The organism is Armatimonadota bacterium, assembly GCA_031459765.1.
GTDB lineage: Bacteria > Sysuimicrobiota > Sysuimicrobiia > Sysuimicrobiales > Kaftiobacteriaceae > Kaftiobacterium > Kaftiobacterium secundum.
In genome coordinates this window covers 165,584-191,783 of sequence record JAVKHY010000003.1, presented here as the reverse complement: position 1 = coordinate 191,783, position 26,200 = coordinate 165,584, and the positions used below count along the sequence as shown (strand labels likewise).

Sequence of the window (26,200 nt, the reverse complement as noted above, 5' to 3'; positions counted from 1 at the left end):
CGGCCGCTTTTATCGGCCGCTCCGGCAATCCCGGCAGTAGCCGAAAAGCTCCAGCCGGTGCGCGGTCACGCGGAATCCGTGGAGCCGTCCCAGCTGCGGCGGCGGCGGCAGGCGACAGCCCTCCAGCCGCGCCACCCGACCGCAGCCCAGGCAGACGAGGTGGTGGTGGTGACGGCGGTCCTGCAGTTCGTAGCGGGCCCGCCCGTCGCCGAAGAAGACCCGTTCGGCCAGCCCCTCGGCGACAAAGGCCTCCAGCGTCCGGTACACGGTGACGAGGCCCAACCGCCCGTGCGCCCGGCGCGCCCGCTGGTGGATCGCCTCCGCGTCCTGGGCGCAGCCCAGGGCCGCCATCGCCTCCAGCACGGCCCGCCGCTGGACGGTCATCCGGCGGCCGTGCCTGCGCAGCCGCTCCGCCACCGTGGCCACCGCATCGTCCACCGCCCGCTCCTCCCCCGGTCTCGATAATGAAAATCACTTGCAGTAACGCCCCGCCGTCCAGCCTACCGGCGGAGCAGGCGGGATGTCAAGGGCCTGGGCGCTCACCCTGCCGCGGCGGCGGGCCTCAGGCCACCTCGGTGCCGTTGCCTCCCCGCTGCTTGACGCGGTACATGGCGCGATCGGCGGCCTCGAGGAGGTCGCGCGAGGTCCGGCCGTGGTCGGGAAAGACGGCCACCCCCGCGCTCAAGGTGAGCTGGAGCCCGCGCAGCGGGGCAGCCTCTTCGACGTCGCGGCGGATCCGGTCCCCCACCCCCCGGGCCTCCTCCATCCCCGTGTGGGGGAGGACGGCGACGAACTCGTCGCCGCCAAACCGGGCCAGCAGGTCGGTGGAGCGGCAGGCGCTGCGCAGCGTCGTCGCGACCCTGCGCAGCGCCGCGTCGCCCTGGAGGTGGCCAAACCGATCGTTGATCTCCTTGAAGCGGTCGACCTCCAGGACGAGCACGGCGCAGGGATGGCCGTAGCGTTCGGCCAGGGCCAGCTCGCGGTCCAGCCCCTGGCGGAGGGCCCGCCGGTTGGCCAGCCCGGTCAGCGGGTCGGTGAGCGCCAGGCGAAAGACCTCGAGGGCCTGACGCCGCAGCGCCCCGGCCACCACGGCGACGACGTAGAACATCGCCACATAGCTCAGCAGGAAGACGCGACCGGGCAGCGTCAGGGGGACGGCCAGGGGGGCCGGGTTGAGGGCCAGCCCCAGCCGCATCAGCCCCAGGATGGAGAGGAGGTAGACGCTGCACAGCGTGGCCGTGACCAGCGCGAACCGCGCGCCCCACAGCACGCCGTAGATGGCGATGATCACCGCGTAGGCCCAGACGAACGGGCTCTGCACGCCCCCGGAGAAGGCGACCCAGGTCGTGAGCAGGAGCAGGCCCAGGTTCAGATGGGCGGCGGCCATGAAGGGTGTGACGACGCCCTCGATGACCAGCCGTTCCTGCCGCCAGGTGGTGGCCATCAGCACGACCGCCTGGAACACGATCAGCCACAGCGGGAGGTCGATGCCCAGCAGCCGGGCCAGCGCCGCCATGATGACCACGGCCGGCGTCAGCCCGTAGGTGAGCCGCAGGACGGCGTGGTGGGCGGCGATGGGATTGTCGGGCGTGCCGAACCAGGCGTCGAGGAGGAGACGCGCGGGACTGCCTTCCTGTTCCCCCGCCCTGGGCGGGGCGGCCGCCGGTTCGGCCATCGCCATCTCCGCAACGGGGGCTGGGGACCCGCACCCCTCGGTCGGAACCGCTCACCCGTGAGGTGCCACCGCGGAGAGGGTCATAGACAACGGGTCCTCCCCCGAGCCCGTCCGGCGCCGGAGCGGGATGCGCCGTCCCCCTCTGCCGGCGCGGGAGGATTCCTTCAGGGGACCAGCAGAAGCTTGCCGAGGGCCGCCCTGCCCTCGAGCCGGCGGTGCGCCTCGGCGGCCTCGGCCAGCGGGTAGGTGCGGTCGATGCGGAGGCGCAGGCTGCCGTCCTGGACCCACTGCAACACATCGCCGGCGCGGGCCAGCAGTTCCGCCCTGGTGCGGGTGTAGTGGTGCAGGGAGGGGCGGGTGAGAAACAGCGACCCCTTGGCGTTGAGCACGCGGGGATCGACGGGCGCCACCGGGCCGCTGGCCTGTCCGTAGAGCACCATCACGCCGCGCACGGCCAGGCAGTCCAGTCCCCGCTCGAAGGTGTCCTTGCCCACGGAGTCGTAGACCACCTGGACGCCGGCTCCCTCCGTCGCCTGCTTCGCCGCCTGCACGAAGTCCTCGCGGGTGTAAATGACGCAGACGTCTGCGCCCGCCTCCCGGGCGACGGCCGCCTTCTCTTCCGTGGACACGGTGGCGATCACCCGGGCTCCGCGCCGCCTGGCCAGCTGCACCAGCAGGGCGCCGACGCCGCCCGCCGCGGCGTGGACCAGCGCCCATTCCCCGGGGCGGAGCGGATAGGTGGTGTGGGTCAGGTAGTGCGCGGTCATCCCCTGCAACATCGCGGCGGCGGCCTGGCGGAAGTCGCAGGTCCCCGGGATCGGGACAAGACGCCAGGCCGGCGCGACGACGAACTCGGCGTAGCTGCCCAGCACGTTGGTAAAGGCCACCCGATCCCCCGGCGCGACCTCCGTCACCCCGGGCCCGATCGCCTCGACGACGCCGGCGCCTTCGTTGCCCAGGATCGCCGGCAGCGGCAGCGGGTTGAGGCCGGTGCGGTGGTAGATGTCGAGGAAGTTCACGCCGGCGGCGTGCAGCCGGACCAGCGCCTGCCCGGGTCCCGGTGCGGGCCGGGGCACCTCCTCGCAGTGCAGCACCTCGGGCCCTCCCGTCTCGTGAATCCGCACGGCCTTCATCGTTGCCCTCCTCGGTCCGACCGCTCTACCGCTATTCGACTGCGTCCTCGGGGTTCGACGCAACCCGCGGCGATCCCTCAGGCCTGGGGCCCCGCCGTCGGCCGCCGGCCGCCGGCCGCCTCCGCCGCTTCCCGGTCGCTAGGGCCTCTCGGGCGGAGCCGGGACGATGCGCTCGACCCAGTAGAACCGGGCGATCTCCCGCACGCGTCCAAGGGGGACCCCGCGCAGTTCCACAGCGCGGCCCTCGGTCCCGACCACGCGTCCGAAGCGCTGAAACATCAGCACATGGAAGCGCTCGGGCGGGAAGCGCAGGGTGACGACGAGATCCACCGTGCCGCGGTCCGAGACGTACGCGGCAAGATCGGCGGGGACCTTGGCCCTGGCCTGCCAGAACAGCCATCCCTGCCAGGCCAGGGTCAGCACGACCAGCGCCACGGCGACGCGGACGGCGGGCGACTTCATCGCGCCCTCAGGCCCCCGTCATGTCGCGGGCGTCCGCACCAGCGCCAGCACGCGGCCGACCAGGCGCTTGTAGATCGGATCCTCCACGAGCGCCGTCCAGACCCGCGGCCGCGCCAGCGGAATCTCCACGACTTCGCGCACCGTGGCCGGGCGGGAACTGAGCACCACGACGCGGTTGGCCAGAAAGACGGCTTCTTCCACGTCGTGGGTGACGAACAGGATCGTCGGGCGCTTGGCCTCCCAGATCCGGGTCAGCTCTTCCTGCAGCGTCATCCGTGTCTGGGCATCCACGCTGGCGAAGGGTTCGTCCATGAGCATGACCTCGGGGTGATTGGCCAGCACCCGGGCCACGCCCACACGCTGCTGCATCCCGCCGGAGAGCTCGTGGGGGTACTGGTACTCGGAGCCGGTCAACCCCACCAGCGCGATGTACTCCCGGGCGATGCGATCGCGCTCCGGCTTGGGCACGCCGCGCATCTTCAACCCGAAGGCCACGTTGTCCAGCACCGTCTTCCATGGGAAGAGGGCGAAACTCTGGAAGACCACGCCCCGGTCGGGGCCGGGGCCGGTGACGCGCCGGCCGTCCAGCAGGACCTCGCCGCGGCTGGGGGGGATGAAACCGGCGATGATGTTCAGCAGCGTGGTCTTGCCGCACCCGCTGGGCCCGACGATACTGACGAACTCCCCCTCGCGCAGTTCCAGGGAGACGTCGCGCAGGGCGTGCACGTGCTGGCCGGTGTAGACGTCGAAGTAGGTCTTGCTCACGTGGCGAATGACCAGGTCAGCCATCGACGACCATCCCCCAGCGCCGGACCGTCGCCCGTTCCAGCGGGGCCAGCAACCCGCCGTCGACGACGTACCAGAGGATGCCCAGGACGATCATCCCCAGCAACATCTCCACCACGCTGCCGCTGCGCCGCGCGTCGAACATCATGAAGCCGATGCCGCTAGTGCCGACGATGATCTCCGCCGCGATGAGCGCCCGCCACCCGTAGCCCAATCCGTTGCGCAGGCCGGTGACGATGTTGGGCAGCGCCCCCGGCACAAAGACGTCGGTGAGGATGCGCCAGCGCGGCGCGCCGAGCATCTGCGCCGCCCGGATCATCTCCGTCGGCACGGTGCGCACCCCCAGCGCCGTGTTGAAGATCACGGGGAACACCACGGTGTAGACGATGACGAAGGTCATGGTGCGCAGGGTGAACCCGAACCAGATGAGCAGGATGGGCAGCCAGGCGATGTCGCCGATGGCCTGAAAGAAGATCACCAGGGGCCAGAAGAAGCGGTAACTCCCGGCGTGCAGGCCGATGAGCAGCCCGAAGGGCACGCCCACGAGCACACCCGCCGCCGCACCGACGGCCAGGCGCACCACGCTGTCCTGCAGGTACTGCGGCAGGATCCCCTTGTAGACGAGAGTGCCGAAGGCCCGCAGCACATCCAGCGGGCCCGGGAAGAAGGCGCGGGGGAAGATCTCCAGGCGCACCACCAGGCCCCACAGCGCCACCACCGGGATGAACGGACCCAGGGTGCGCCAGGTCGGCCTGGTGAGCATCCACCCCAGGACCCGGCGCCACAGCGGCGGGTGGACCACAGGTGTCCCCGCGGCGACCGTCATCGCCCGTCGACCGTCATCGCCCGTCGCGCCCCCTGCGGGCGGGGCGGATCCTTTCCCCGCTCACGTCACGCGTCGCGTCAGCCCCCACCGCTCAATGGTGCGCCGCTCCAGCGGGGCCAGCACCAGCCGGTCGAGGGCGACCCAGATGGCGCCGATGAGGATCATCCCCAGGACGATCACCTCGGTCCGGTAGAAGTCCCGGGCCAGGAACAGCATGTAGCCCAGTCCGGCGTTCGTGGCGATGATCTCCGCGGCGATCAATCCGCGCCAGGCGAAGCCCATGCCGGTGCGGATGCCGGTGACGATATTGGGCAGCGCCCCGGGCAGCAGGACCTCCGTGAGAATCTGCCAGGGTCCGGCACCCAGGGACCGGGCCGCATTCCGCAGAGCCAGGGGAATCCGGCTGACGCCCAGCATGGTGTTGTAGACCACAACGAAGAACACGGCGTTGAAGATGATGAAGGTGATGGCGCCGAACCCGTAACCGAACCACAGGGTGGCCAGCGGGATCCAGGCGATGCCGGCCAGCACGGAGAAAAATCGCAGGATCGGGGCGAAGAAGGCGGCGACCACGCGGTTCGTGCTGACGGCCACGCCGAGGGGCACGCTGGTCAGGATGGCCAGCGTGCCGCCCACGAAGACCCGGCGCAGGCTCTGCCAGATGTGATTGCCCAGCGCCCCGCTGGCCGCCTGCTGGCGGAGGGCGCCCGCCACATCTGTCGGCGCGGGGAACACCCGCAGCGGGACATCGTAGACCTCAATGACCGCCGTCCAGACCAGCCCGAGGGCGACGAAGGGGGCGACGAACCACGCCACCGCCCGGGCCACCTCCGCCAGCCTGCGGGGGGGCCGCGGCACCCGCAGGACCGCGGCCCCGGTCTGCCTCACCGTCCTCCTACGGCGCCTTGAAGACGTACCCCGGCCCGACCATCGCCGAGGGCGGGATCGGCGGCAGATCGCTGAACAAATTCGGATACCGTCGCATGACGTTCAGCATCGGCTCCGGATGGAAGACCTTGTTCACGTCGAAGACCCCCGGCAGGAATCCCAGGCGGTGCAGCGTGGTCATGCCGTTGTGCAGCGCCAGGTAGTTGTAGTACGAGATGCGGATGTCCAGCGTCGGGAGATTGTTCCGCACGCCGCGCAGGGCCACCTCCGGTCGCATCCCGGTCAGCCAGCGGACGGCGATCTCCGCCGTCTTCACCGGGTTGGCCCGCATGAACTGGTCGGCCTCGGCCCGGGCGGCCAGGAACTTCTCCACGGTCTCCTGGTTCTGCAGGGCCCACTGCCGCGTGGCGACGATGAAGCCCATGAACCCGATGAACCCGCCGCCGCGGACCACCTCATAGGTGCCCGGGATCTCCCGCAGGGCGATCACGGGCCAGGGATCCCAGGTGGCGAAGGCGTCCACCGCCCCGCCGCGCAGGGCCACCGGCATCTCGGCGGGCGGGGTATTCACCAGCGTCACGTCGTTCACGGAGAGCCGCGCCCGCTCCAGCACGCCGAGGATGTACAGGTGGCTGATGGTCCCGAAGGAGACGGCGATCCGCTTGCCCCGGAGGTCGCGGATGGACGTGATGTTGGTCCCCGGCCGGCTGACGACGGCCATGGTGTTGTCGCCGCCGAGCCGGCTGCTGCTGCCGCTGTAGTTGCCGAGAATGACCAGGTCCATCCCGCGCAGGACGGCGCCGATCAACGGCACGCCGACCTGACCCATCTGAATCTCGCCGGCCTGCAGGGCGTTCAGGAGGTCGACCCCTGTCGGGAAGGGGGTGGCGATGGTCACGTCCAGTCCCCATTTCTCGAAGAACCCGCGGTCCAGCGCCACCGGGGTGCCCAGCTGATCGATCGCCGCCACGATGCCCACCCGGATCTTGGGCAGGGCGGGCGCGCCGGATGTCCACGGCGCCCCGACCGCCAGCAGCAGCGCGGTCAGGACGATGACGACTCCCTTGCGTCGCATGAGCTTCTCACTCCCTCCTCGTCGGTACGGCGGTCTGCGCCGTTTCCATCCACCTCCAGCAGGAATCAGATGCGGGCAAATTCCTGGACCGCCTTGCGGATCGACCCCAGGCGGCCGATGGCTTCGGCCATCCGGCGCTCCGTCTCTTCGATCTCCCGCGCCGCGCGCAGCACCTCGGCGGCCGCCTCGGCCGGGACGACGACCACGCCGTCCGTGTCCCCCACCAGGAGGTCGCCGGGGCGCACCAGGACGCCCCCGCAGACCACCGGGAGATTGAGCCCCACCGTGATGTACCGTCCCACGGTGGTGCTGGGGATGACCGTTCGCGAGAAGACCGGAAAGCCCGCCTGGCGGATCTCCTCGATGTCCCGCACGCCGGCGTCCAGCACGGCGCCGCCGAGCCGGCGGGCCACCGCGCCGGCCGTCATCAGGCCGCCCCACTGGGCCACGTCGCGCGCCGCCTGGGGATCCTCCATGCCGATGACGATGATCGCCCCCGGGGCCGCCTCATCGATGGCCTGCAGCGCGTGGTGGGGCGGCTGGCTGTCCAGCGCGGCGCGCTCCAGGACGGTCACCGCCGGCCCCGCGATCTTTGCCGGGAACACCGGCTTGATCTCGTGGCTCATGAACCCGGGGCGTTTGACGACCCGGTCCACTGCGTCCGACACCGAGGCCGTGGCCACACTCCGGAAGCCGTCGATGATCTCCTGCGGGAACTCTGTCACGACTGCCCCTCCCTCCGCACGCCGGATGCCTTCATCCGGCCTCCGCTCCTCTCCAGCCGACCCGGGTGACCGATCGCCACGTGGGGGCTGGCGAGGAGATCCTCTGGTGGAACCGTGTCTGCGGCAGACGGCAACAAGGTGAGCACGATCCGAGACGCGCCGCTTCGGGAGCGACCTCCCGGCGGGCGACGAGGCCTGTCCGCTGTGCGGACATACTGTCCTCGTAACAAACATACCAGATCGGGCCTCGCGGCGCCAGCCGGAGGGGCGATTCCGCCTGGTGGGGGATGAGGTGGTCTCCGGCGCCGGGCGTTGCGGCGGAACAGTCGGCCGACACGGGTACGTTATCAGGAGTGAGGGCCCGGAGACGGCACGCCGGTTGCTGCCGGGAGTCGGTCAGACGCCCGTGGCGCCGGCGGGAGGTCGGTGGCGATGAGCACGGTCTGGCGGTGCCCGCAGTGCGGGTCCGTGGTCGAAGTCGAACCCCGATTCGGCGACGAGGTCGTCGCCGTCTATGACCTCTGCGGCGCGCGGGATACGCCCCGGGGCGCCCGACTTCCGGTCCGCATGGAGCGGGTGGAAGACCCGGCGGAGATCGTCCGGCTCACCGCTCCGCAGCCGGCCCTCGCCGCGCGGTGACTCGTCGCCACGACGTCCTTCCCGCCAGAGGCACTCCACCGCGAGCGCTCTAGATCTTCAGGCCTCTAGATCTTCAGGTCGATGATGGCGGAGACCCCGACCCCCGGGACCCGCCGCAGCCGCTTCCAGGGTTCCAGGCTGTCCACCGGCACGAGGGCCTTCACGAAGAAAAAGCCCTGGAAGTTCCCTTCCAGCATCGCCACGGCCTGGACCCGGTCCACGGCGCGCCGCGTTCCGGAAACCTGCGCCGCACCGACCGTGGCCTGACCCGGGGACCCGATCCCGATGGAGATGCTCAGGATGGGCACGACCTTGGTGGTCTGCTGAGTCTGGGCGTCTCTGGCCTGGAGCAGTCCGTTGATGAAGGTGTTCAGTTGCGGCGCAAACATCTTCACCGCCACACCGACGCCCAGCGTCTTGATCACCGCGCCGATGTCCTGCGCGGCGGCGGCGGTCCCGGTGCCGAGGACCGCGGCGATGACGAGCAGAGCGACGACCATGCGCGCGTTCATCAATCCTCCACCTCCCAGCGTCCGCTACGGCGAGACCCTTCCCTCCGCGGCCGATGCTCTCCTGTCCGGGCCGCGCCGGCCCGCCTCCGTTGAAACGGAGGCAGGGCCCGCCGGGTTCCCTGGTCGAAGTCCCGTGCGATGCGCCGGCGACCCTTCGGGTGGACGGGCGTGCCGGTTCCGGTCATCGGGCAGGGGACCTGGCACCTGGAGCGGGACGGTCGGATGCAGGCCGTGGCGGCCCTGCGGGCGGGGCTGGATGCAGGGATGACCCACATCGACACGGCCGAGATGTACGGGAGCGGCCGGGTCGAGGAGATCGTCGGGGAGGCGATCGCCGGCCGCCGCGAGCAGGTCTTCCTGGCATCCAAGGTCCTGCCCGACCACGCCACCTTCGAAGGGGTCCGCCGGGCCTGCGAGGCCAGCCTCCGGCGCCTGCGCACCGATTACCTCGACCTCTACCTGCTGCACTGGCCCGGCGCCCATCCGCTGGAAGGGACCATCCGGGCCTTCGAGCGGCTGGTCCGGGACGGCAAGATCCGTTTCTGGGGCCTGAGCAACTTCGACGTCGAGGACCTGGAGGAAGCCCTGCGCCTGGCCGGACCCGGGCGCATCGCCTGCAACCAGGTTGTCTATCACCTCCGCCAGCGCGCCATCGAGCACAGGGTCATCCCCTGGTGTGAGGCTCACCAGGTCGCGGTGGTGGGCTACAGCCCCTTCGGATCGGGGCACTTTCCGTCGGCCGCCGGCCCCGCCGGCCGCATCCTTGCCGAGGTCGCCGCCCGACGCGGGGCCACGCCGCGCCAGGTGGCGCTGGCCTTCCTGACGCGGCGGGAGTCTCTGTTCGCCATCCCCAAGGCCTCCACGATCGACCACGTCCGCGAGAACGCCGGCGCGGGCGACCTGGTCCTCTCGCCCGCAGAGATCGCCAGGCTGGAAGAGGCCTTTCCCCTGGGGCGCCCCCCGCGCAGCCTCCCCATGATCTGACCGCCAGGCAGGAAAACTCGCCCCCGCGGCGCAAAACGACCCAGCAATCTCCCTCCGTGAGGTGAGCGCGATGCGGCTTCGGGTGCTGTCCGCCTTGGTGTTCGCGGTCACGATGGCCTTCGCCGTCTCCCAAGGATCGGCCGGTCCCTCCCTTCCCCCGCCGATGACGGTCAGCGGGTTCCAGACGCCGGAGTCGGTGCTCTACGATCCCACCGGTGACGTCTACCTCGTCTCCAACATCAACGGCAATCCCACGGCCACCGACGACAACGGGTTCATCTCCCGCGTCAGGCCCGACGGGCGGATCGCGACGCTGAAGTGGATCGACGGCGCGGGCGCCGCGGTCACCCTGAACGCGCCGAAGGGCATGGCCATCAGCGGAGAGATCCTTTACGTCACCGACATCACCGCGATCCGGATGTTCGACCGCCGCACGGGGGCGCCGAAAGGCTCGGTGGCCGTGCCCGGGTCGACCTTCATGAATGACGCCGCCGCGGGCCCCGACGGGTCGGTCTACTTCACCGACAGCGGCCTCAAGCCGGACTTCAGCCCCTCGGGGACGGACGCCGTCTACCGGCTGCGCAACGGGGCGCTCTCCACCGTGGCCAAGGGCGCGCACCTCAAGACTCCCAACGGGATCGCCGTCCTGCCCGGCGGGCGGCTGGTGGTCGTCACCTTCAGCCAGGGCGGCGAGATCTACGAACTGACCGCGGACGGCCGGCAGCGCCCGCTCCCCAACCTGCCGAAGGGGCAGTTGGACGGCGTCGTGGCGCTCCAGGGCGGCGTGTTCCTGGTGAGCAGCTGGGCCGCCGCCGCGGTCTACCGCGTCACCGGCGCGACGGCGGAGGTGCTCGTCCCCAACGTGGAGTCGCCGGCCGACATCGGCTACGACAGCCGGCGCGACCGCGTCCTCATCCCGCTGTTCCAGAAGAACCAGGTGGTGATTCAGCCGCTGCGCTAACTCGACGCAGCAGTCCGACCCCGCGCCACGGGGGCAGGCGGATGCTGGAGCGCTGAGGGCCCAGGAGCCGTCACCGAAGGCTCTGGCCGTCGGGAGGTGCCGCATGGGCAAGGCCGTGTTGATCGTCCTGCCTCTGGCCGTCATCGTCTCCGTCGGGAGCGCCTTCGCCCAGGTTCCGCCCTCTCAATTTGAGGATGTCCCGCCCTGGCACTGGGCGTATGATGCCGTGCAGAAACTTGCGGAGAACGGCCTCCTCCTGGGCTACCCCAGGGACGAGCGGGAGCTGGCGTTGAACGCGGTTGTGCAGGTGTACGATGCCTTCGCCCATGCGACCCACTCCACGGCACAGACCTGGGCCGAAGCGTTTCTTACCCACCTCCCCCCCGGGTGGCCGGCCCAGCTGCGGCGCTCCGAGTGGACCGCCTTCCAGCTCTCGGGATCGCAGGTTCGCCTCGACGGTCCGCGCGGCACCGTCCTGGTGCAAGGCACCGTGCGCACCCGGCGGGCGGCGGAGATCCGTATCCGGCTGACGGTTACGGTGGTGCGGGATGAGGCGGGCCGCTGGCGTGTGGACTACGCCAGCCTGGTTCGCGGGCAGCCGGACGTCTTCAGGTAATCAGCGCGCCGAGCGCCAGTCCGGCGATGTAGGCCCAGCCGAACAGCCGGTTGTGCACCAGGCACACCCGATGGTACCAGAGAGGCCAGCCCACGTACCCGGCCGGCGGCGCATCGGGACGCGGGCGGGCCATGACCGACAGGGCCCGGACCGCACGGGGCAGGGCGAGAAACCCCGCCGCGGCAAAGGGGGTCAGGCGTCCGAGGAGGATCAACACCGCAATGATGACGTACATCCCGGCGATGACCGCGCCGTTGACCACCCGGGCGGTGCGGTCCCCGAGCACGACGGGCAGCGTGCGGTGGCCATGGCTCCGGTCGAACCCGGCCTGGTCGATGTGCTTGCCCATGAGGATAGACATGACACCCAACCCGTACGGGACGGAGATCAGAAAGGCGTCCGCCGAAATCTCTCCCGCAATCACGTAGTAGCCCCCGCCCACCATGAGCGGCCCCCAGACCAGAAACGCCGCCACCTCTCCCAGTCCCAGACTCTTCAGCGGCCGCGGGGCCGCGTCATACAGGTACAGGAGGGCCAGCCCGGCCAGGGCGAAGGCCAACGCGGGCCCGCCGCGCGTCATCCAGAAGTACACGACGATCGCGGTCCCGATGGCCGCGAGGATGGTCAATCCCATCCCCAGGGTGCGGCGGTCGAGGACGCCGCTGGCGATGGGATGCATCGTATAGCGCATCCGCGGCGAGTCCGGGGTGTCGTGACCGCGCAGGTGCCCGAAGTAGTCGTTGCTCAGGTTGCTGATCATATGCGCGGTGACGAAGCCGACGAGCACGAGGAGGAAGGCCACGCCGTCGAACCGGCGCGCGGCCAGCGCCAGCAGGCCGGCGATGAGCGCGGCCTGCGCTGAGATCACCAGGATCACGCTGCGCGCGGAAAACAGGAACTTGGCGACGGGATCGAGGTCGCGTGCCGAGGCGTCGTGGGGCGGGTAGAAACCCACAAAGGCCCGCAGCCAGACACGCGGTCCGCGGGCGATCGTCCGTTCGGCGGCCATCCTTCTCCAGCCTCCCCCCTGGGGTCCGGAACGAGGTGTGAATCCCTTCGCAGGATCCCGCGCTGTTTCCCTCGTCCGCCCGGCTCACGGGGCACGATCGGCGGTATAATAGTACTGTCCAGTGGGGGCGATCGGTCTCGACTGGGCAGGCAGAAGCGAGGTTGCGCGTCGAGGTGGCTCGGGTCCTCGTTAAACTCCTGGGCGGCGCACAAACGCCAACACCACTCAGTACGCCTACGCGGCCTAAGTAGCCGCGTACGTCCACCCGGACGGGCCGGCAGTCCGGGCTGGGCGCCAACGGCCGGCTACCGTCCCCGTCCCGGCCCCGGGCGGGCGGCGGGAAACCTAACGGGCTGGCGACCGGACGATCCGGTTCCGGGGAGCGTCCGGACGCGAGACTCAATACCGGAGCTACACGCGTAGACGCCTGGCCCTCGCTGCTCCAGGACGCGGGTTCGATTCCCGCCGCCTCCACCACCGCTCTCCGGCGATGCGTAGCCGCGAGGCGAAAGTACGACCTCGAAGGCCTCACCCCCGGTACGAGCCCCGCCCCTGTGAAAGCCTGTTACGTGGCGAACATGGAGAGCGGCGCGTAGGCCGTGACGATCCAGTTGGGCTTGTCCACCACCTCGCTGATCTTCAGGTCCACGGCGACGCTGCAGAGCACATAGGCGTCTTCGGGCGTCAGGCTGTAACGTGTCGTCAGGTAGCCGATCATGTGACGGACGGCCTTGCGCGCCGCCTCCATCAGGTCGGGGGCGATGCCGGTCGTGGCGTAGTAGCCCTTCTCGTCGTACTTGCCGGTGAGCGGTCCCGGTGTGATGAACTGAGGCTCGGGAATAGGCCGATCCTTGCGCACCCAGAAACGCAGAGCCACGTGCATCGGGGCCTCGATGCCCGTCACGCACACTTCGCCGTCTCCCTGGGCGGCGTGACAGTCTCCACAGGAAAAGAGGGCGCCTTCCACCTGGACCGGCAGGAGCAGCCGACTTCCCCGGTGCAGATGCCGGATATCCATGTTGCCGCCGAAGACCCCCGGGGGCATGACCGGGATCTCGCCGCTCTCGGCCGGGGCCACGCCCATCGTCCCGCAGAAGGGGTCCAGCGGCACGCGGATGTTCTCGTGCATCGTCGTGTGATCGCCGGCCGACAGGTCCCAGATGTGCAGATAGGGCGTCGTGAACTCCTCCTGGAGCAGGCCAAACCCGGGAATGACGCCGGTCCAGCCCCAGCCCTTCGGGTGCAGGTCGAGGATCTCCACCTCCAGGGTGTCGCCGGGCTGCGCCCCCTTCACGAACACCGGCCCGCCCAAGGGGTACACCCGGCTCCAGTCGATGGTCGTCAGGGCGGCGGCGGTTGAGGTCGGCGTGATCTGGTTGTCGGTGACCTCGCGCAGGTCAAAGACCACAGTGTCGCCGGGGTTGATCTCAAGGGCGGGAGCGAGCCTGTTGTTCCAGGCGTAGTGCACCTTCTCGGAAGGCAGAAAATGCGTCCGGCCCATCTCTCTCACCTCCGGGTCACGTGCCGCTCCACAGCGTGGGAAGTCGGGCACGCCTTCTCGGCCCCGGCCGGGATCTCCTCCACTTTGTCAGCCGTCCCCCACGGGGCGCGCCGCTCCGTCCACGGCACCGACTTCCCCCAGGGCGGCGACCAGGGCGGCGGCCCGGGCGGGAGAGGCCGAGCCGATCCTCAGGCAGCGCGCCCGGCGCAGGAGACCGACGAACCCGGTAAAGGCCGCCGCCAGGCGGGATTCGTAGCGGAAGCTGGAGGGGTGTCGGCTCAACGCGAGCAGCGTCTCCGCCCGCTCAAGGACGGCGGGCCCGTGTGTTGACCTCGGATCCAGCAGCAGCACCGCCTCCAGCGGCACGGGGCCGGAAGCCACACGCGAGGGGAGCAGGTACCGCACCCCGCCCTCTGACGCCACCTCGCGTGCCGGAGGGAAGACGTCGACCGCTCTGGCCGTCGGTGGTTTGACGGCCAGCGGGAGGGTTAAGGGATGCACCAGCCCTGTGCCCGGATCCAGCAGGGCCACTTCGTCCGACAGGTACCCGGCGCCGCGGCCCACGAGCAGGGCGGTTATGGCCGTCTTCCCCGCCCCCGGAGGTCCGACGAGCAGGTAGCCGCGTCCGCCAAACTCCACCGCGGCGGCGTGGACGAAGAGAAGCTCGCGCAGCGCGGACGTGGCGGCGCCGACGACGTGCCCGACCAGGAGCGGCAGCCATCCACGGGTGGGAAGGATCACCTGCCAGGCCTCGATGACGCCGACCGTGCCCAGGGCGCGGCGGTCCCGGGCAATGACCACGCCCAGCGACGGCATCTCCCGTTCCGGCACCGCCACACTCGAGAGCACCGCGGCGAGGGGGCGGACCACCGCCGGCGGGCCGACGAGCGCAACACGCCAGTGCCCCAGGGTGAGCGTCGTCCCACCGCTCTCGGAGGCTAGACCCATCTCACCATCACCCGGCTCCACCGTCCGTCTGTCGCCGTGACCAGCTCCGCCGTCGCCAGTTCGGTCAGTGCGGCGTCGACGACCGGGGACGGTGCGCGGACCAATGCGGTGATCTCCTCAGCGGTAAGCCCCTCAGCGGCCCGCCAGACGTCTGCGGAGCGCCGGTCGAACAGCACGACCCGGGCCCGGCGGAGGTCGAGGACGATGAGCCGACCGTCGAGGTCTGCGGCCAGGAATCGCGGCGTCACGGAGGCAGCGGCGAAAAAGACACGGCCTGCAGCCTGGCGAAGACGACCAGGCGATACTTCGCGCTGTAGAACGGGGTGCAGGTGACCAGGGCGACCATGCGCTCGCCGGTGGCGGACCGAAGCACATCGACCTCGTCGGGCCGGACGATCCGTCGCTGCGTGACCGTGTATTCGTAGGTACGCCCGCGGTAGGCCAGGACGATGCGGTCGCCCGTTCGCAGAACTCCCAGGCGGAAGAACGGCGCCCCGTAGGTGGTGCGGTGTCCGGCGATGCCTACGATGCCGGGTCCGTCGGGCAGGGACGTCCAGCTGATCCGCCCGGCGCCGAACCGCCGCAGGTGCCCCGCAGACGCCCCCTCGGGGATGAGGCGGGTCAGTCGGAGCCGGGGGATGGAGAGCCACAGCGGCGCGGCCCGGGATGTCTCCCTCAGGCCGGAGGCGGCGGCAGCCGGATGAGACGTCTCACCTTCCGCCGCCAACCCCTCCCGGACAACGTCCTCCCACGCCGCGAGCGCCTCGGCCTGAGCAGGCGCAACACTTCTGGCGGTATGAAGGCTCCATACCAGCGGCACGGCGATGCACCCGATGCCCGCGGCGACGAGGACGGCCGAGAGGGTTCCCAGGAGCCGGGGTCGAGTCACTCCCGCGGCGGCTTCACCCGCCCGCGGATTCCGGCGTAGCGGCGCAGCATCAGTCCTGCGCCCAGCAGGAACACTCCGATGGCGGGCCACATCCACAACGGTTCGCCGGTGAACGGGAGCGCCGCTCCTCCGGGCGGTCCCTCCGCCGCGGCCGGACCCGGGGACGGCCGCGGCGCCTCCGGCACCGCGGCGCGCGGGGCACCCTCTACCCCGGAGGGGGCGGCGGGAATTTCGGGACGCTCCTCCGGTGCGGGCGCTCCGACGACCCCGGGAATAGGCGACGGCGCCCCCGGCGCAGCACCCGGTGCCGCGCCGGGGGCGGGAACTCCGGGTGTGACCGCCGGCGGCGGAGCGGGAGCAGGCGCGGGAGGGACCTGAGGTGCAGGAGCGGGCGGCAACGACGGTGCCGGCTCTGTCGCTGGCGCAGGCAGTTGGGCGGCCGGCGGCACCGGCGGCGCCTCCACCGCCGGGGGAGGCGGCGCTCCGAACAGCGCGAGCAACAGCGGGATAAGGGGGATGAGGGGCAGAAGGCCTGCGGGGCCTGGGGCGCCACCGCCGGAGGGAGGGGTCACCGGGGAGAGCGTCTCGACGCCGTGCGCCAGGGGGATCTGGGCGACCTGCAGCCCGCGGAACTCGTCGGCCACGAGCGGAACTCCTTGGACAGCGGAAGCGCCCTCATTATAGCCGCCGCGGCCGAGGCCACAACAGGCTCCAAAAGACAGATGCCGGCTCACTCAAAAGGGAGAGCGCAAAGGGAGAGCGCAAAGAACAACACGCCGGAGGCAACGCTCGCCCGGAAGGCACGCGTGGGCAGGCGTCAGTCCGAGAAGTCCTGCACGACGACGATGCCGAAGGTGCCGCCGTCCAGCACGGCCAGGCCGACCCTGCGGTACCGGGCGGAGAGAATGTTGCGGCGGTGGTCGGTGCTCGCCATGAGCATCCGGTGTGCCTCGGCGACGTCGGCGGCGTAGGCCAGGTTTTCCCCGACGACGGTGGTCCGGATTCCCAGGGCTCTGAGGCGCTGAGCGGGCCACCGTCCGTCCCGCGACCGGTGGGAGAGGACCCCGGAGGCAAAGAGTTCCCTGCCGTGCCGGCGCGCGGCGGTTCGGATGCCGGCGTCCGGGACAAGGGAGGACAGGCCGGCAAGGGCCCGCTCGGCATTGAGCAGCCGCAGGGCGGCCTGTTCGAGATCTTCTCTGGCGATCGCGGCGGGAACGCGGTGGGGCAGGCTGACGACCGCAGCGGCCGGCCCGCCGGAGGCGAGCGCAGGCGACGGAAGATGCGAAGGGACCGGCCCCACGGCCAGCAAGACGACCAGCAGCCCCGCAACCCGCCACCGGCGCACTGCCGCTCCTCCGGCTTCCCGTGATGGGCCGCCGCCGCCGGGGTTCCGGCGCGGGGACCCCAGTGCCGCTCATGCCCGATCGTACGACCGGCGTAGACCTGCCCGCTTGTCCGACCCGATGCTGCGGAAAACGCCTGATGATTCGCCGCGGAAAGCAGGGCTTCCTCGCCCCCGGCGCGGAATTCCTTCAGTGGTGTCTACCACTGAGGCGCTTGCAGGTCCGCCGCCGGTCGAGCAGCTTCTCCGCGAGGTCGAGCCTGAATTCAACTACCGCCAGCTGACCGGCGGCTTCGCCGCGGTCGTCTCCGTCATCGCCGGCGCGATGTCGCTCTTCCACCTCTACACCGCCCGCTTCGGGACCTTCGAGGCCATCCGCCAGCGCTCGGCGCACCTGGCCTTCGTCGTCGCCCTGATCTTTCTGCTCTATCCGGCCCGGCGCCGGGATGCGGGACAGCGCCGGTTCGGCGTGGCGGACATCCTCACGGCCGCCGGCGCGGCGGCGGTCATGCTGTACCTCTTCGTCAACGCGCAGGCCCTGGCGCTGCGCTCCGGCCGGCTGACGACGGTGGACCTCGTCGTCGGGGTCCTGGGGATCCTCGTCATCCTCGAGGCCGGCCGCCGGGTCATCGCCGGAATCCCCTATATTGCGGCGGTCATGCTGGTCTACCCCTTCGTCGCCCCCTATCTCCCGGGCCTGCTGGGCGCCCCGCGGGTCTCCCTCCAGCGCGTCGTGGATCACATGTTCTTCACCACGGAGGGGATCTTCGGCATCCCCATCGGGGTCTCGGCCACCTTCGTCTTCCTCTTCGTCCTGCTGGGCGCGTTCCTGGAGCGGACCGGGTTGGGGCAGCTCTTCGTGGACGTCGCCATGGCCCTGGCGGGGTGGATGACGGGCGGGCCGGCCAAAGTTTCAGTGCTCAGCAGCGCCTTCATCGGCACGGTCTCCGGAAGCTCGGTGGCCAACGTGGTCACCGACGGCGTCTTCAACATCCCGCTGATGAAGAAGCTCGGCTATGCCCCCAAGTTCGCCGCGGGCGTCGAGGCGGCCACCTCGGTCGGCGGCCAGCTCATGCCGCCGGTGATGGGCGCCGCGGCCTTCGTCATGGCGGAGTTCATGGGCGTGCCCTACCTCACCGTGGTCAAGGCGGCGGCACTGCCGGCCATCCTCTACTTTCTGGCCGTGGGCGTGATGATCCACTTCGAGGCGAAGCGTCTCGGCCTGCAGGGCCTGCCCCGCAGCGAGCTGCCCTCCGTGCGGAGGATCCTGATCAGCCGCTGGTATCTCGTCGCCCCGCTGGTGTTCGTCGTCGGCTTTCTGCTGGAAGGATACACACCGATGACGGCCGCCTTCTGGGGCATCGTCACCTCTGCCGGGGTACACGTGATCACCGTGGTCCTGGACGGGGTGCGGGGACGGCGGCCGGCCTCGGCGATGGTCGTCCGCTGGATGACCGAGATGTGGGGCACGCTGGTCTACGGCGCGCGGAACGCCATCGCTGTGGCCACGGCCTGCGCCGCGGTCGGTCTGATCATCGGCGTCGTCACCCTCACCGGGATCGGTCTGAAGTTCGTCAGCCTGACGGTGGCCCTGGGCCAGCACAGCATCTTCCTCACCCTCGTCCTCGTGGCCCTGGCCTGCATCATCATCGGATCGGGCATCCCTACCACAGCCACCTACATCATTCTGGCGGCGATCGCCGCGCCGGCCCTGGCCCAGCTCGGTGTCCCGCTCATCGCCGGGCATCTGTTCATCCTGTACTTCGGGATGATCGCGGACCTCACGCCGCCGGAGGCCCTGGCCGCGTACGCCGCGGCCGGGATCGCCAGGACCGACCCCTTCCCCGCGGCGCTGGTGGCGACGCGGATCGCGCTGGGGGGCATCCTGATCCCCTTCGCCTTCGTCTACTCCCCGGTGCTGCTGCTGGTGGAGGCGACGTTTGCCGACGCCCTCGTGGCGTCGGCCACCGCGGTGGTGGGCACCTTGGCCCTGGCCGGAGGCGCCGCCGGGTACTTTCTCGGCGCGGCCACGGTGCCGGAACGGGTCATGCTCCTGATCGCGGCCGTGGCCCTGATCTTCCACAACATCCTCTGGGATGTGGTCGGGTTCGGACTCATTGCGGTCACGCTGGCGCTGCAGCGGTACCGCGCCGTACGGCTGGGCAGTCAGGCAGCAGAGGAGGTGCAGGGACGATGAGACGGAGGATGGTCCTCAGGTCGCTGGCGGCGCTCGCCGCCGGGGTGGTGCTGCTGGCGCCGGTGCAGGCGCAGGCGCAGCAGCTGATCGCCCTGGTCACCGGCGGCACCGCGGGCGTGTACTTCCCGCTGGGCGGGGCGATGGCGGAGATCTGGAACAGCAAGGTGCCCGGAGTGCGCGTCTCCTCGCAGTCCAGCGGGGCGTCGGTGGCCAACATCCAGTTCCTGGCCCGGGGCGAGGCGCACCTGGGCCTGGTGCAGAACGACATCGCCTACTATGCCTACAACGGCAAGGAGATGTTCTTCAACACGGCGCAGAACAGGCCCGAGCCTGTGACCACCATCAGGGGCGTGGCCATGCTCTATCCGGAGACGATCCAGATCGTGACGCTGCGCTCCAAGAACATCACCAGGATCGAAGACCTGCGCGGCAAGCGCGTGGTCGTCGGGGCGCCGGGCAGCGGCACGGAGGCCAACGCCCGGCAGATCCTGCTCGTCCACGGCCTGTTCTACAGCCAGATCCGCCCGGACTTCCTCTCCTTCGCGGCGGGGATCGATCAACTGCGGGACGGCCATGTCGATGCGGTCTTCATCACCGCCGGCTACCCCACCGCCGCGGTGACGGACATCGCCGCCTCCCGGGACATCGCGCTGATCCCGATCTCCGCGGACAAACTGGCCGAACTCCGGCAGCGGTACCCCTTCTACGCCCGTCAGGTGGTCCCGGCGGGCACCTATCGGGGCCTCACCGCGCCGGTCGAGACGGCCGCCGTCATGGCCATGTTGATCGCCCGGGCCGACCTGAATGACGATCTGATGTACAACATGACGAAGGCGCTGTGGGAGAACCTGGACCGCATGCGCGCCGCGCACGCCAGGGGCAGGGACCTGGCTCTGGCCCGGGCCAAGGAAGGCATGCCCATTCCGGTGCACCCGGGCGCGGAGCGGTACTACCGCGAGAAGGGTGTGCGCTAGACGCTGCGCGCACGGCCGTCGGGACGTCCGCGCGCCGTCGTGGCGCTGGCCGCGACCGCCCTCCTCCTGGGGGCGGTCGCGGTGTTCTGGCCCCGCCCGGCCCTCGTCATCCGCGACGATTCCGGGTCGGCCCTCCGGGTCATCCCGCTGCGGGGCCCGCTGACGCTGCGCCTGGAGTACCTGCACTCGGTGGAGCGGACCCCCGTCCTGGAGCACTACGTCGCCGCCGCCGGCGGCCTGCGACTGGTCCGGATGGAGTTCGCCTCCCAGGGTGCGGGACTGCCGACCTCCGGATACGTCCGCGAGGGCGGCCGGTTCGTGCTGCACACCGACCGATGGCTGCCCGCGCTGTCGATTCGCGTCAGCGGGACGAGCCGCCCGCGCCTCGTGATCAACGACGACGTTCTGGACCTCCTGGCCCTGGTCGGAGACGGCGGCGGCCTCCACCTCCAGGTCCGGAGACGGTTCGGGATCGTCCTCCGGCGGTAGGAGGCGGTCAGGTGGCCAGCAGCACCGCGCCGCGCGCGGCGTCGAGCACGATCTCCTCGGACTGGTCGGTCCGCGTGTAGCCCGGTCCCCGCCGCCGGCGTTCGATGCGCACCCGGCTGGCCCGGCACACCGGGCACTGGTGGACGACGATGCGCATCCAGCGCCGGTCGCCCCGCCCGACCTTCGCCGCGCGCACCCGGGTCATGATCGCCCGGGCCTCGACGGGGCGGCGCTGATGCATGGCCATCTCCCACTCCCGGACGGCCTGGGCGTCGGCGCTCTCCACCAGCGAGCGCAGCTCGTAGAACCGGCGATTCTTCCAGCAGAAGGGCACATCGGTCAGCAACGACAGCATCCAGCCCGTGGCCACCGCTGCGCCGACGATCTCGATGAGCAGCCGCATCCCGCCGATCCAGAAGTGGATGCCGGCCGGGATCCGGACCGGCGCCGGCATCTGCAGGGCGAAGGCGGCCCCGCCCTCCCGAATCAGGAGCTGGAGGTAGCGGATGCCCTCCATCGTCTGCGACAGCAGCGGCCGCTGCAGCACGGTGGGGTGGCGGGCGAAGAAGTCCAGGCCCACCGCCCCCGCGTAGGCGAAAAGGCCGCCCATCTGCGCGATGATCCGCATCGTCGCGGTGTCATAGGTCGCGTACAGGCGGACCGCAACGGAGGCGCCGACGGCCGCGCCGGCGCCGATTACGACGGCGCCGACGGGGATGCCTCCGAGCACATGGAAGTGGGCAAGGTGGACGAGGTGGGCGGCGTAGGCCATCGCTGCCGAGGTACCAACGGTAAACAGCAAGGCCGCAAGAGCACCCAAGGGGGACCCCTCCTTACCTGAACGGGTGCCCGGCGGACGGTGTCTTCAGGCCTGCCGCGGCGAGATGCCGGGCGCCGACGGGGCGGATCCCGGGATCTGGGGCCGAGGGCAAGAGAGGCTTATCTTTTTCCCGGCACCCGCGGGGCGGAGACGGGGCCGGGCGGTCAGCCCCTCCGCCGGATCTCGCGGGCGATCCGACGGTCCGCTTCGCGTTCGGCGATCGCCTCCCGCTTGTCGTACTGGCGCTTGCCGCGGCCCACAGCCAGCTCCACTTTGGCCAGGCCGCGCCGGAAGTAGACGCGGAGGGGGATCAGGGCGTACCCTTTCTGCCGGACGCGGCCGAAGAGCCGATCCACCTCACGGCGGTGCAGGAGCAGTTTGCGGCGGCGCCGCGGCTCGTGGTTGAAGATGTTGCCCGCCTCGTAGGGCGGGATGTGCATGTGGTAGAGCCAGACCTCGCCGTCCTCGACGCGGGCAAAGGCCTCCTGGATGCTGGCGCGGCCCGCCCGCAGGGACTTGACCTCGGTACCGGTGAGCACCAGGCCGGCTTCGTACGTCTCCTCGATGTGGTACTCGTGGCGGGCTCTGCGGTTGGTCGCCACCACGTGCTCGCCCTCCGCCATCCGTCCCTCACCTCAGGGCCGATCCCACCACCACGAACACCACGGCGACCGCGGAGGCGGCGATCTCCACGGTCCGCGTGCGGGGATCGGCCAGGCCGCCGAAGGCGGCGGCCGCGGCGACCAGCAGGAAGATGAGCCAGCCCCCCGTCTCCATGAAGGATCCGAAGCTCAGCGGCCGGGTCCCGCGGAGGTAGCCCAGGTGCTGGCGGACGAGGACGGCCAGCACCGCCGCGATCACAATCCAGAGAGCCGCGCGCCCGAACGTGCTCACCCCATCACCCCGCGCTGCGGTCGCGCTTCACGGCGAGCAGGCCCGTCCCTTCGGCCACCACGTCGCCGTCCGTCCGGACCACCTCGGCCCGCGCGGTCGCCAGGCCCGCCTTCGACCCCGTCGGGTGCGCCGTGACGACCAGCCGCTCTCCGGGCCGCACCTCGCGACGAAACCGGACCTCAATCTTGGCCGTCAGGGCCTCCTGCCCGCGCGCAAACCAGATGTTGGCCAGAGCATCGTCGATGAGCGCAGCGATGATCCCGCCATGGACCAGCCCCTCGTAGCCCACGTGCAGGTCGGACGGCGTGAACTCCGCCCGGACCCCCTCCCCCAGCCGGGTAAAGCGCAGCTTCAGGCCGATCGGGTTGTCGGGACCGCAGACGAAGCAGCGGGAGGCATCCCTCACGGTGTGTGCGGCTCCCCCCACGGGCCGGAGCGACCGCGCAGCAGGTCCACGGCGTGCCCCAGCGCCGGGAGGACGACCTCAAGCCACTCCTGGACGGCCCGGGGACTGCCCGGGAGATTGACGATCAGGGTCCGCCGGCGGATACCGGCCACGCCCCGCGAGATCATGGCCAGCGGCGTCTTGGCCAGCGTCTGAAGGCGCGCCGCCTCGACCAGCCCCGGCACCAGCCGGTCCACCACCTGCAGGGTCGCTTCGGGTGTCACGTCCCGCGGGGCCACCCCGCTGCCTCCGGTGGTGAGCACGAGATCCGCCCCCAGATCGTCGGCATAGGCGCGCAGCCGGGCGGCGATGCGGTGCTGGTCGTCGGGGAGGACGTCGCGGGCCACGACCTCCCCGCCGTGGCGGCGGATCGTCTCCGCGATGAGCTCGCCGCTGCGGTCCTCGTGCCTCCCCCCGGCGATGCTGTCGCTGAGGGTCAGCACGGCGACCCTGGCGCCCCGCAATTCCGCGCTCACGTCTCCCCCGGGCGGCGGAACTCTCCGCTGCGGCCGCCGCTCTTGCGCACCAGGCGAATGCGGTCGATGGTCATGGCGCGGTCCACGGCCTTGCACATGTCGTAGATCGTCAGCGCCGCCACGCTCGCTGCCACCAGAGCCTCCATCTCCACCCCCGTCCGCGCCACCGTCGAGGCCTCCGCCTCGATGCCGACCCGCCCCCTCCGCTCGTCCAGCGTAAACCGCACCTGGACGCCGGTCAGGGGGAGCGGATGGGCCATCGGAATCAGTTCGTCGGTGCGCTTCGCCGCCCCGACAGCGCCCACCTGAGCCACGGCCAATACGTCTCCCTTGGCCAGCCGGTTCTGTTTGATCAGCCGCACCGTCTGCGGTTTCATCCGCACCTCGGCGCGGGCCACGGCCGTGCGGGGCGTCTCGGGCTTCGAGGTGACGTCGACCATGCGGGCCCGGCCCTGCCGGTCCACGTGCGTCAGCCTAGGGGCCAAAGAGCCGCACCTCGACCTCCTGGCCCGCGGCCAGCGCGGCGCCGGCCGGCACGACCACCACCCCGTCGGCGCGCACCATGGAGGTGATGATCGCCGAACCGCCGGGCAGGGGCGTGGCCCACAGCGTGCCTTCCCGGACCTCGAGCGTGACGCGCACGTGATCCTCGCGATCCCCGGCGCGCAGCGTGGCGGCCAGCCGGGCGCAGACGAGGCGACCTACGGTCGGCGGGGTCTCCGCGCCGGCCAGCGCCTCCACGACCGGCCGGACGAACTGGTCGAAGATCACCATGGCCGAGACGACGTTGCCCGGAAGCCCGAAGACCGGCTTCCCGTCGGCCACGGCCAGGACGGTGGGCTTCCCGGGACGGATGGCGATCCCGTGGACGACGATTCCCGGATCGCCCAGCGCCGCGATGGCGTCGGCGACGACGTCCCGCTCGCCCACCGAACTCCCGCCGGCCAGGATGACGGCGTCCGCACTCCGGTGGGCGCTCCGCGCGCGCTCGACGACCAGTTGCAGGTTGTCGCCGACGATCCCGCAGCAGACGGGCAGCCCCCCCGCGGCCTCGATCAGGCCGGCCAGGGTGTAGGTGTTCATGTCATAGATCTGGCCCTCGCCCGCGGCGGCCCCGGGGGGAAGCAGCTCGTCCCCGGTAACGACCACGGCGACGCGCGGACGCAGGAACACCTCGACCGCGGCCCGGCCCAACCCGGCGAGCAGCCCGAGGTCCTGGGGACGCAGACGCCGGCCCCGCGCCAGCACCACCTCGCCCGCCCGCACATCCTCCCCCCGGCGCACCAGATTCTCCCCCGGCGCCACCGGGCGCTCCACATACACCGTCCCGTCCCTGCGCACGGTATGCTCCTGCATGACGACGGCGTCGGCGCCGGCGGGGATCGCGCCGCCGGTCGGGATGCGCACCGCCTGCCCGCGGCCCACCTGCACCGGAGCCGGACGGCCCATGGAGACCTCGCCAGCGACGACCAGCGGCACCGGCGCGCCCCGGGAGGCCTCCGCCGTATCCGCGGCCCGTACTGCATAGCCGTCCACCGTCGAGCGGTCGAAGGCCGGCAGGTCGGTGGCGGCGCGGATCTCCTCGGCAAGGACGCGGCCGTAGGCCCTCAGGAGCTCCACCCGCTCCGCGCCCAGCGGGCGAGGCGTGTAGACCCGAGCGAACGCCGCCCGGGCCTCGGCAGGGCTCAGCAGCTGCTGGAAGGTCTTCATGGCCCTCAAATCAGGTGCAGCTCCCGCCCGGCGCGCTCGAAGGCGTCCAGGGCCCGCCGCAGGTGCTCCGTGGTGTGGCCGGCGGTGACGATGGTCCGGACGCGCGCCTTGCCCCGCGGGACGGTGGGGAAGGCGATCCCGAGGGCAAAGACGCCCAGGGCGAAGAGCCGGTCGGAGAGCTCCATGGCGCGTCGCTCCTCGCCCACGATCACCGGGGTAATGGGCGTTTCGCTCATCCCCGTGTCGAAGCCGAGCTGCGCGAGGCCCTGCTTGAAGAAGCGGGTGTTTTCCCACAGTCTGTCGATGAGTTCGGGCTGCTGTTGCACGAGCCGGACCGCGGCCAGGGCCGTCGCCGCCACCGCCGGGGGGTGGGAGGTGCTGAACAGCAGCGGGCGCGCCCGGTGGATCAGGTAATCGACGAGAGTCCGACTGCCGGCCACATAGCCCCCCTGGCAGGCAAAGGCTTTGGACAGCGTGCCGACCTGGATGTGGACACGACCGTGGAGGCCGAAGTGGTCCACCGTCCCCCGCCCGGCGCGTCCGAGCACGCCGCTGGCGTGGGCATCGTCAACCATCATGATCGCGCCGAACTCCTCGGCCAGCCGGACCAGATCGGGCAGGGGGGCGATGTCGCCGTCCATGCTGAACACCCCGTCGGTGATCAACAGGATGTGGCGGGCGCCTCGGGACTCCTCCAGCAACCTCCGGGCCGCGGCGACATCCTTGTGGGGGTAGATCTTCTTCGTCGCCCCCGACAGCCGTGCGCCGTCGATGATGCTGGCGTGGTTCAGCTCGTCGCTCACGATCACGTCCTCTTTGCCCAGGATGGCGCTGACCGTCCCGGCGTTGGCCGTGAACCCCGACTGGTAGAGCAGGGTGGCCTCGGTGTGCTTGAAGCGGGCCAGCTCCTCCTCCACCTGGCGGTGAATGGCCATGTTCCCGGCGATGGTCCGCACCGCGCCGGAGCCCACCCCCAGTGCGTCCAGGGCCCGCCGCGCCGCGTCCTTCAACGCGGGGTGGTTGGCCAGCCCCAGGTAGTTGTTGGAACAGAGGTTGATCACCTCGACGCCGTCGTACCGGGCCACGGGCTCCTGCGGGCCCTCCAGCAGTCGGGGCCAGCGGAACAACCCACGTGCTCTGAGGTCCCGCAGTTCGTCGTCCAGGTACGCCAGCGGATCGCGGATGGTCGTGCGCTCAGCCATCGGAGACCCTCCCGTCCTCCAT

Annotated in this window: 32 protein-coding genes and 1 other RNA gene; 8 read left to right on the top strand and 25 right to left on the bottom strand. The window is 70.9% G+C overall.

Annotated elements, in window-relative coordinates; genetic code table 11:
- Nucleotides 1-9: 9 nt before the first annotated feature.
- The 9 genes from QN141_05645 to QN141_05605 form a co-directional block, all read right to left on the bottom strand.
- Nucleotides 10-438: a transcriptional repressor gene (locus QN141_05645; protein ID MDR7557956.1), complete on the bottom strand. Its 429-nt coding sequence runs from the start codon at nucleotides 436-438 to the stop codon at nucleotides 10-12.
- A 124-nt stretch (nucleotides 439-562) separates the two neighbouring features.
- The gene (locus tag QN141_05640) at nucleotides 563-1,675 is read right to left on the bottom strand and encodes a GGDEF domain-containing protein (protein ID MDR7557955.1); all 1,113 of its coding nucleotides are present in this window, start codon (nucleotides 1,673-1,675) and stop codon (nucleotides 563-565) included.
- Nucleotides 1,676-1,839: 164 nt separating this feature from the next.
- A complete protein-coding gene (locus QN141_05635) occupies nucleotides 1,840-2,808 on the bottom strand; it encodes a quinone oxidoreductase (protein ID MDR7557954.1) in 969 nt (322 codons plus the stop codon).
- A gap of 138 nt (nucleotides 2,809-2,946) precedes the next feature.
- The gene (locus tag QN141_05630) at nucleotides 2,947-3,270 is read right to left on the bottom strand and encodes a hypothetical protein (GenBank protein MDR7557953.1); all 324 of its coding nucleotides are present in this window, start codon (nucleotides 3,268-3,270) and stop codon (nucleotides 2,947-2,949) included.
- A gap of 18 nt (nucleotides 3,271-3,288) precedes the next feature.
- Nucleotides 3,289-4,059: an ABC transporter ATP-binding protein gene (locus QN141_05625; GenBank protein ID MDR7557952.1), complete on the bottom strand. Its 771-nt coding sequence runs from the start codon at nucleotides 4,057-4,059 to the stop codon at nucleotides 3,289-3,291.
- On the bottom strand, nucleotides 4,052-4,882 hold the full coding sequence (locus tag QN141_05620; protein ID MDR7557951.1) for an ABC transporter permease: 831 nt from the start codon (nucleotides 4,880-4,882) through the stop codon (nucleotides 4,052-4,054). The genes QN141_05625 and QN141_05620 overlap by 8 nt, the downstream gene beginning before the upstream one ends.
- 60 nt (nucleotides 4,883-4,942) lie before the next feature.
- Nucleotides 4,943-5,770, bottom strand: a complete 828-nt coding sequence (locus QN141_05615; GenBank protein MDR7557950.1) for an ABC transporter permease — start codon at nucleotides 5,768-5,770, stop codon at nucleotides 4,943-4,945.
- A 7-nt stretch (nucleotides 5,771-5,777) separates the two neighbouring features.
- On the bottom strand, nucleotides 5,778-6,845 hold the full coding sequence (locus tag QN141_05610) for an NrtA/SsuA/CpmA family ABC transporter substrate-binding protein (GenBank protein MDR7557949.1): 1,068 nt from the start codon (nucleotides 6,843-6,845) through the stop codon (nucleotides 5,778-5,780).
- A gap of 65 nt (nucleotides 6,846-6,910) precedes the next feature.
- Nucleotides 6,911-7,570 (bottom strand): RraA family protein, encoded by a 660-nt coding sequence (locus QN141_05605; GenBank protein ID MDR7557948.1) that lies wholly within the window; start codon nucleotides 7,568-7,570, stop codon nucleotides 6,911-6,913.
- A 432-nt stretch (nucleotides 7,571-8,002) separates the two neighbouring features.
- On the opposite strand from QN141_05605, the gene QN141_05600 reads away from it, so the two are divergent.
- Complete coding sequence (locus QN141_05600) at nucleotides 8,003-8,209, top strand: hypothetical protein (protein ID MDR7557947.1); 207 nt, start codon at nucleotides 8,003-8,005, stop codon at nucleotides 8,207-8,209.
- A 65-nt stretch (nucleotides 8,210-8,274) separates the two neighbouring features.
- Here the strand turns inward: QN141_05600 and QN141_05595 are convergent, their stop codons facing one another.
- Complete coding sequence (locus QN141_05595) at nucleotides 8,275-8,721, bottom strand: hypothetical protein (GenBank protein MDR7557946.1); 447 nt, start codon at nucleotides 8,719-8,721, stop codon at nucleotides 8,275-8,277.
- Between the two features lie 138 nt (nucleotides 8,722-8,859).
- Between QN141_05595 and QN141_05590 the strand changes: the two genes are divergently transcribed.
- From QN141_05590 to QN141_05580, 3 genes are all read left to right on the top strand, one after another.
- Nucleotides 8,860-9,705 carry an aldo/keto reductase gene (locus tag QN141_05590; protein ID MDR7557945.1) on the top strand — a complete coding sequence of 282 codons (846 nt, stop codon included), beginning with the start codon at nucleotides 8,860-8,862 and terminating at the stop codon, nucleotides 9,703-9,705.
- Nucleotides 9,706-9,775: 70 nt separating this feature from the next.
- Entirely contained in the window at nucleotides 9,776-10,666 is an 891-nt protein-coding gene (locus QN141_05585; protein ID MDR7557944.1) for an SMP-30/gluconolactonase/LRE family protein, read from the top strand.
- 103 nt (nucleotides 10,667-10,769) lie between these two features.
- Nucleotides 10,770-11,282: an S-layer homology domain-containing protein gene (locus tag QN141_05580; GenBank protein ID MDR7557943.1), complete on the top strand. Its 513-nt coding sequence runs from the start codon at nucleotides 10,770-10,772 to the stop codon at nucleotides 11,280-11,282.
- Here QN141_05580 and QN141_05575 read toward each other — a convergent pair.
- Nucleotides 11,275-12,291 carry a prenyltransferase gene (locus QN141_05575; protein ID MDR7557942.1) on the bottom strand — a complete coding sequence of 339 codons (1,017 nt, stop codon included), beginning with the start codon at nucleotides 12,289-12,291 and terminating at the stop codon, nucleotides 11,275-11,277. The genes QN141_05580 and QN141_05575 overlap by 8 nt on opposite strands.
- 123 nt (nucleotides 12,292-12,414) lie before the next feature.
- Here QN141_05575 and ssrA point away from each other — a divergent pair.
- Nucleotides 12,415-12,768, top strand: a transfer-messenger RNA (tmRNA) gene (ssrA, locus tag QN141_05570).
- Nucleotides 12,769-12,856: 88 nt separating this feature from the next.
- Here ssrA and QN141_05565 read toward each other — a convergent pair.
- The 6 genes from QN141_05565 to QN141_05540 all read right to left on the bottom strand — a co-directional run bounded on the left by QN141_05565 (nucleotide 12,857) and on the right by QN141_05540 (nucleotide 16,974).
- Nucleotides 12,857-13,792 (bottom strand): acetamidase/formamidase family protein, encoded by a 936-nt coding sequence (locus QN141_05565; protein MDR7557941.1) that lies wholly within the window; start codon nucleotides 13,790-13,792, stop codon nucleotides 12,857-12,859.
- A gap of 87 nt (nucleotides 13,793-13,879) precedes the next feature.
- Entirely contained in the window at nucleotides 13,880-14,740 is an 861-nt protein-coding gene (locus QN141_05560; GenBank protein MDR7557940.1) for a hypothetical protein, read from the bottom strand.
- The gene (locus tag QN141_05555) at nucleotides 14,731-14,988 is read right to left on the bottom strand and encodes a hypothetical protein (protein MDR7557939.1); all 258 of its coding nucleotides are present in this window, start codon (nucleotides 14,986-14,988) and stop codon (nucleotides 14,731-14,733) included. The genes QN141_05560 and QN141_05555 overlap by 10 nt, the downstream gene beginning before the upstream one ends.
- Nucleotides 14,985-15,629, bottom strand: a complete 645-nt coding sequence (locus QN141_05550; GenBank protein MDR7557938.1) for a class E sortase — start codon at nucleotides 15,627-15,629, stop codon at nucleotides 14,985-14,987. The genes QN141_05555 and QN141_05550 overlap by 4 nt, the downstream gene beginning before the upstream one ends.
- Nucleotides 15,626-16,273, bottom strand: a complete 648-nt coding sequence (locus tag QN141_05545) for a hypothetical protein (protein MDR7557937.1) — start codon at nucleotides 16,271-16,273, stop codon at nucleotides 15,626-15,628. Before QN141_05545 ends, QN141_05550 begins: the two co-directional genes overlap by 4 nt.
- Before the next feature lie 173 nt (nucleotides 16,274-16,446).
- Nucleotides 16,447-16,974, bottom strand: coding sequence for a CAP domain-containing protein (locus QN141_05540; GenBank protein MDR7557936.1), 528 nt, complete (start codon nucleotides 16,972-16,974; stop codon nucleotides 16,447-16,449).
- A 193-nt stretch (nucleotides 16,975-17,167) separates the two neighbouring features.
- Here QN141_05540 and QN141_05535 point away from each other — a divergent pair, with 193 nt between their 5' ends.
- From QN141_05535 to QN141_05525, 3 genes are read left to right on the top strand one after another with little or no spacing between them, the layout of a single operon-like run.
- Nucleotides 17,168-19,168 carry a TRAP transporter permease gene (locus QN141_05535; GenBank protein ID MDR7557935.1) on the top strand — a complete coding sequence of 667 codons (2,001 nt, stop codon included), beginning with the start codon at nucleotides 17,168-17,170 and terminating at the stop codon, nucleotides 19,166-19,168.
- Nucleotides 19,165-20,142 carry a TAXI family TRAP transporter solute-binding subunit gene (locus QN141_05530; GenBank protein MDR7557934.1) on the top strand — a complete coding sequence of 326 codons (978 nt, stop codon included), beginning with the start codon at nucleotides 19,165-19,167 and terminating at the stop codon, nucleotides 20,140-20,142. The genes QN141_05535 and QN141_05530 overlap by 4 nt, the downstream gene beginning before the upstream one ends.
- 39 nt (nucleotides 20,143-20,181) lie before the next feature.
- Nucleotides 20,182-20,631: a DUF1850 domain-containing protein gene (locus QN141_05525; protein MDR7557933.1), complete on the top strand. Its 450-nt coding sequence runs from the start codon at nucleotides 20,182-20,184 to the stop codon at nucleotides 20,629-20,631.
- A 7-nt stretch (nucleotides 20,632-20,638) separates the two neighbouring features.
- On the opposite strand, the gene QN141_05520 is transcribed toward QN141_05525, so the two are convergent.
- From QN141_05520 to QN141_05485, 8 genes are all read right to left on the bottom strand, one after another.
- Nucleotides 20,639-21,451 (bottom strand): hypothetical protein, encoded by an 813-nt coding sequence (locus QN141_05520; GenBank protein MDR7557932.1) that lies wholly within the window; start codon nucleotides 21,449-21,451, stop codon nucleotides 20,639-20,641.
- A gap of 164 nt (nucleotides 21,452-21,615) precedes the next feature.
- On the bottom strand, nucleotides 21,616-22,074 hold the full coding sequence (gene smpB, locus QN141_05515; protein MDR7557931.1) for an SsrA-binding protein SmpB: 459 nt from the start codon (nucleotides 22,072-22,074) through the stop codon (nucleotides 21,616-21,618).
- 7 nt (nucleotides 22,075-22,081) lie between these two features.
- Nucleotides 22,082-22,345: a hypothetical protein gene (locus QN141_05510; GenBank protein ID MDR7557930.1), complete on the bottom strand. Its 264-nt coding sequence runs from the start codon at nucleotides 22,343-22,345 to the stop codon at nucleotides 22,082-22,084.
- A gap of 4 nt (nucleotides 22,346-22,349) precedes the next feature.
- The gene (locus QN141_05505) at nucleotides 22,350-22,751 is read right to left on the bottom strand and encodes a PaaI family thioesterase (GenBank protein ID MDR7557929.1); all 402 of its coding nucleotides are present in this window, start codon (nucleotides 22,749-22,751) and stop codon (nucleotides 22,350-22,352) included.
- Nucleotides 22,748-23,266 carry a MogA/MoaB family molybdenum cofactor biosynthesis protein gene (locus tag QN141_05500; protein ID MDR7557928.1) on the bottom strand — a complete coding sequence of 173 codons (519 nt, stop codon included), beginning with the start codon at nucleotides 23,264-23,266 and terminating at the stop codon, nucleotides 22,748-22,750. The genes QN141_05505 and QN141_05500 overlap by 4 nt, the downstream gene beginning before the upstream one ends.
- Nucleotides 23,263-23,739 (bottom strand): cyclic pyranopterin monophosphate synthase MoaC, encoded by a 477-nt coding sequence (gene moaC, locus QN141_05495; protein MDR7557927.1) that lies wholly within the window; start codon nucleotides 23,737-23,739, stop codon nucleotides 23,263-23,265. The genes QN141_05500 and moaC overlap by 4 nt, the downstream gene beginning before the upstream one ends.
- A gap of 1 nt (nucleotide 23,740) precedes the next feature.
- Nucleotides 23,741-24,976, bottom strand: a complete 1,236-nt coding sequence (locus QN141_05490; protein MDR7557926.1) for a molybdopterin molybdotransferase MoeA — start codon at nucleotides 24,974-24,976, stop codon at nucleotides 23,741-23,743.
- A gap of 5 nt (nucleotides 24,977-24,981) precedes the next feature.
- Nucleotides 24,982-26,178, bottom strand: a complete 1,197-nt coding sequence (locus QN141_05485; GenBank protein MDR7557925.1) for a glycine C-acetyltransferase — start codon at nucleotides 26,176-26,178, stop codon at nucleotides 24,982-24,984.
- Nucleotides 26,179-26,200: the final 22 nt, after the last annotated feature.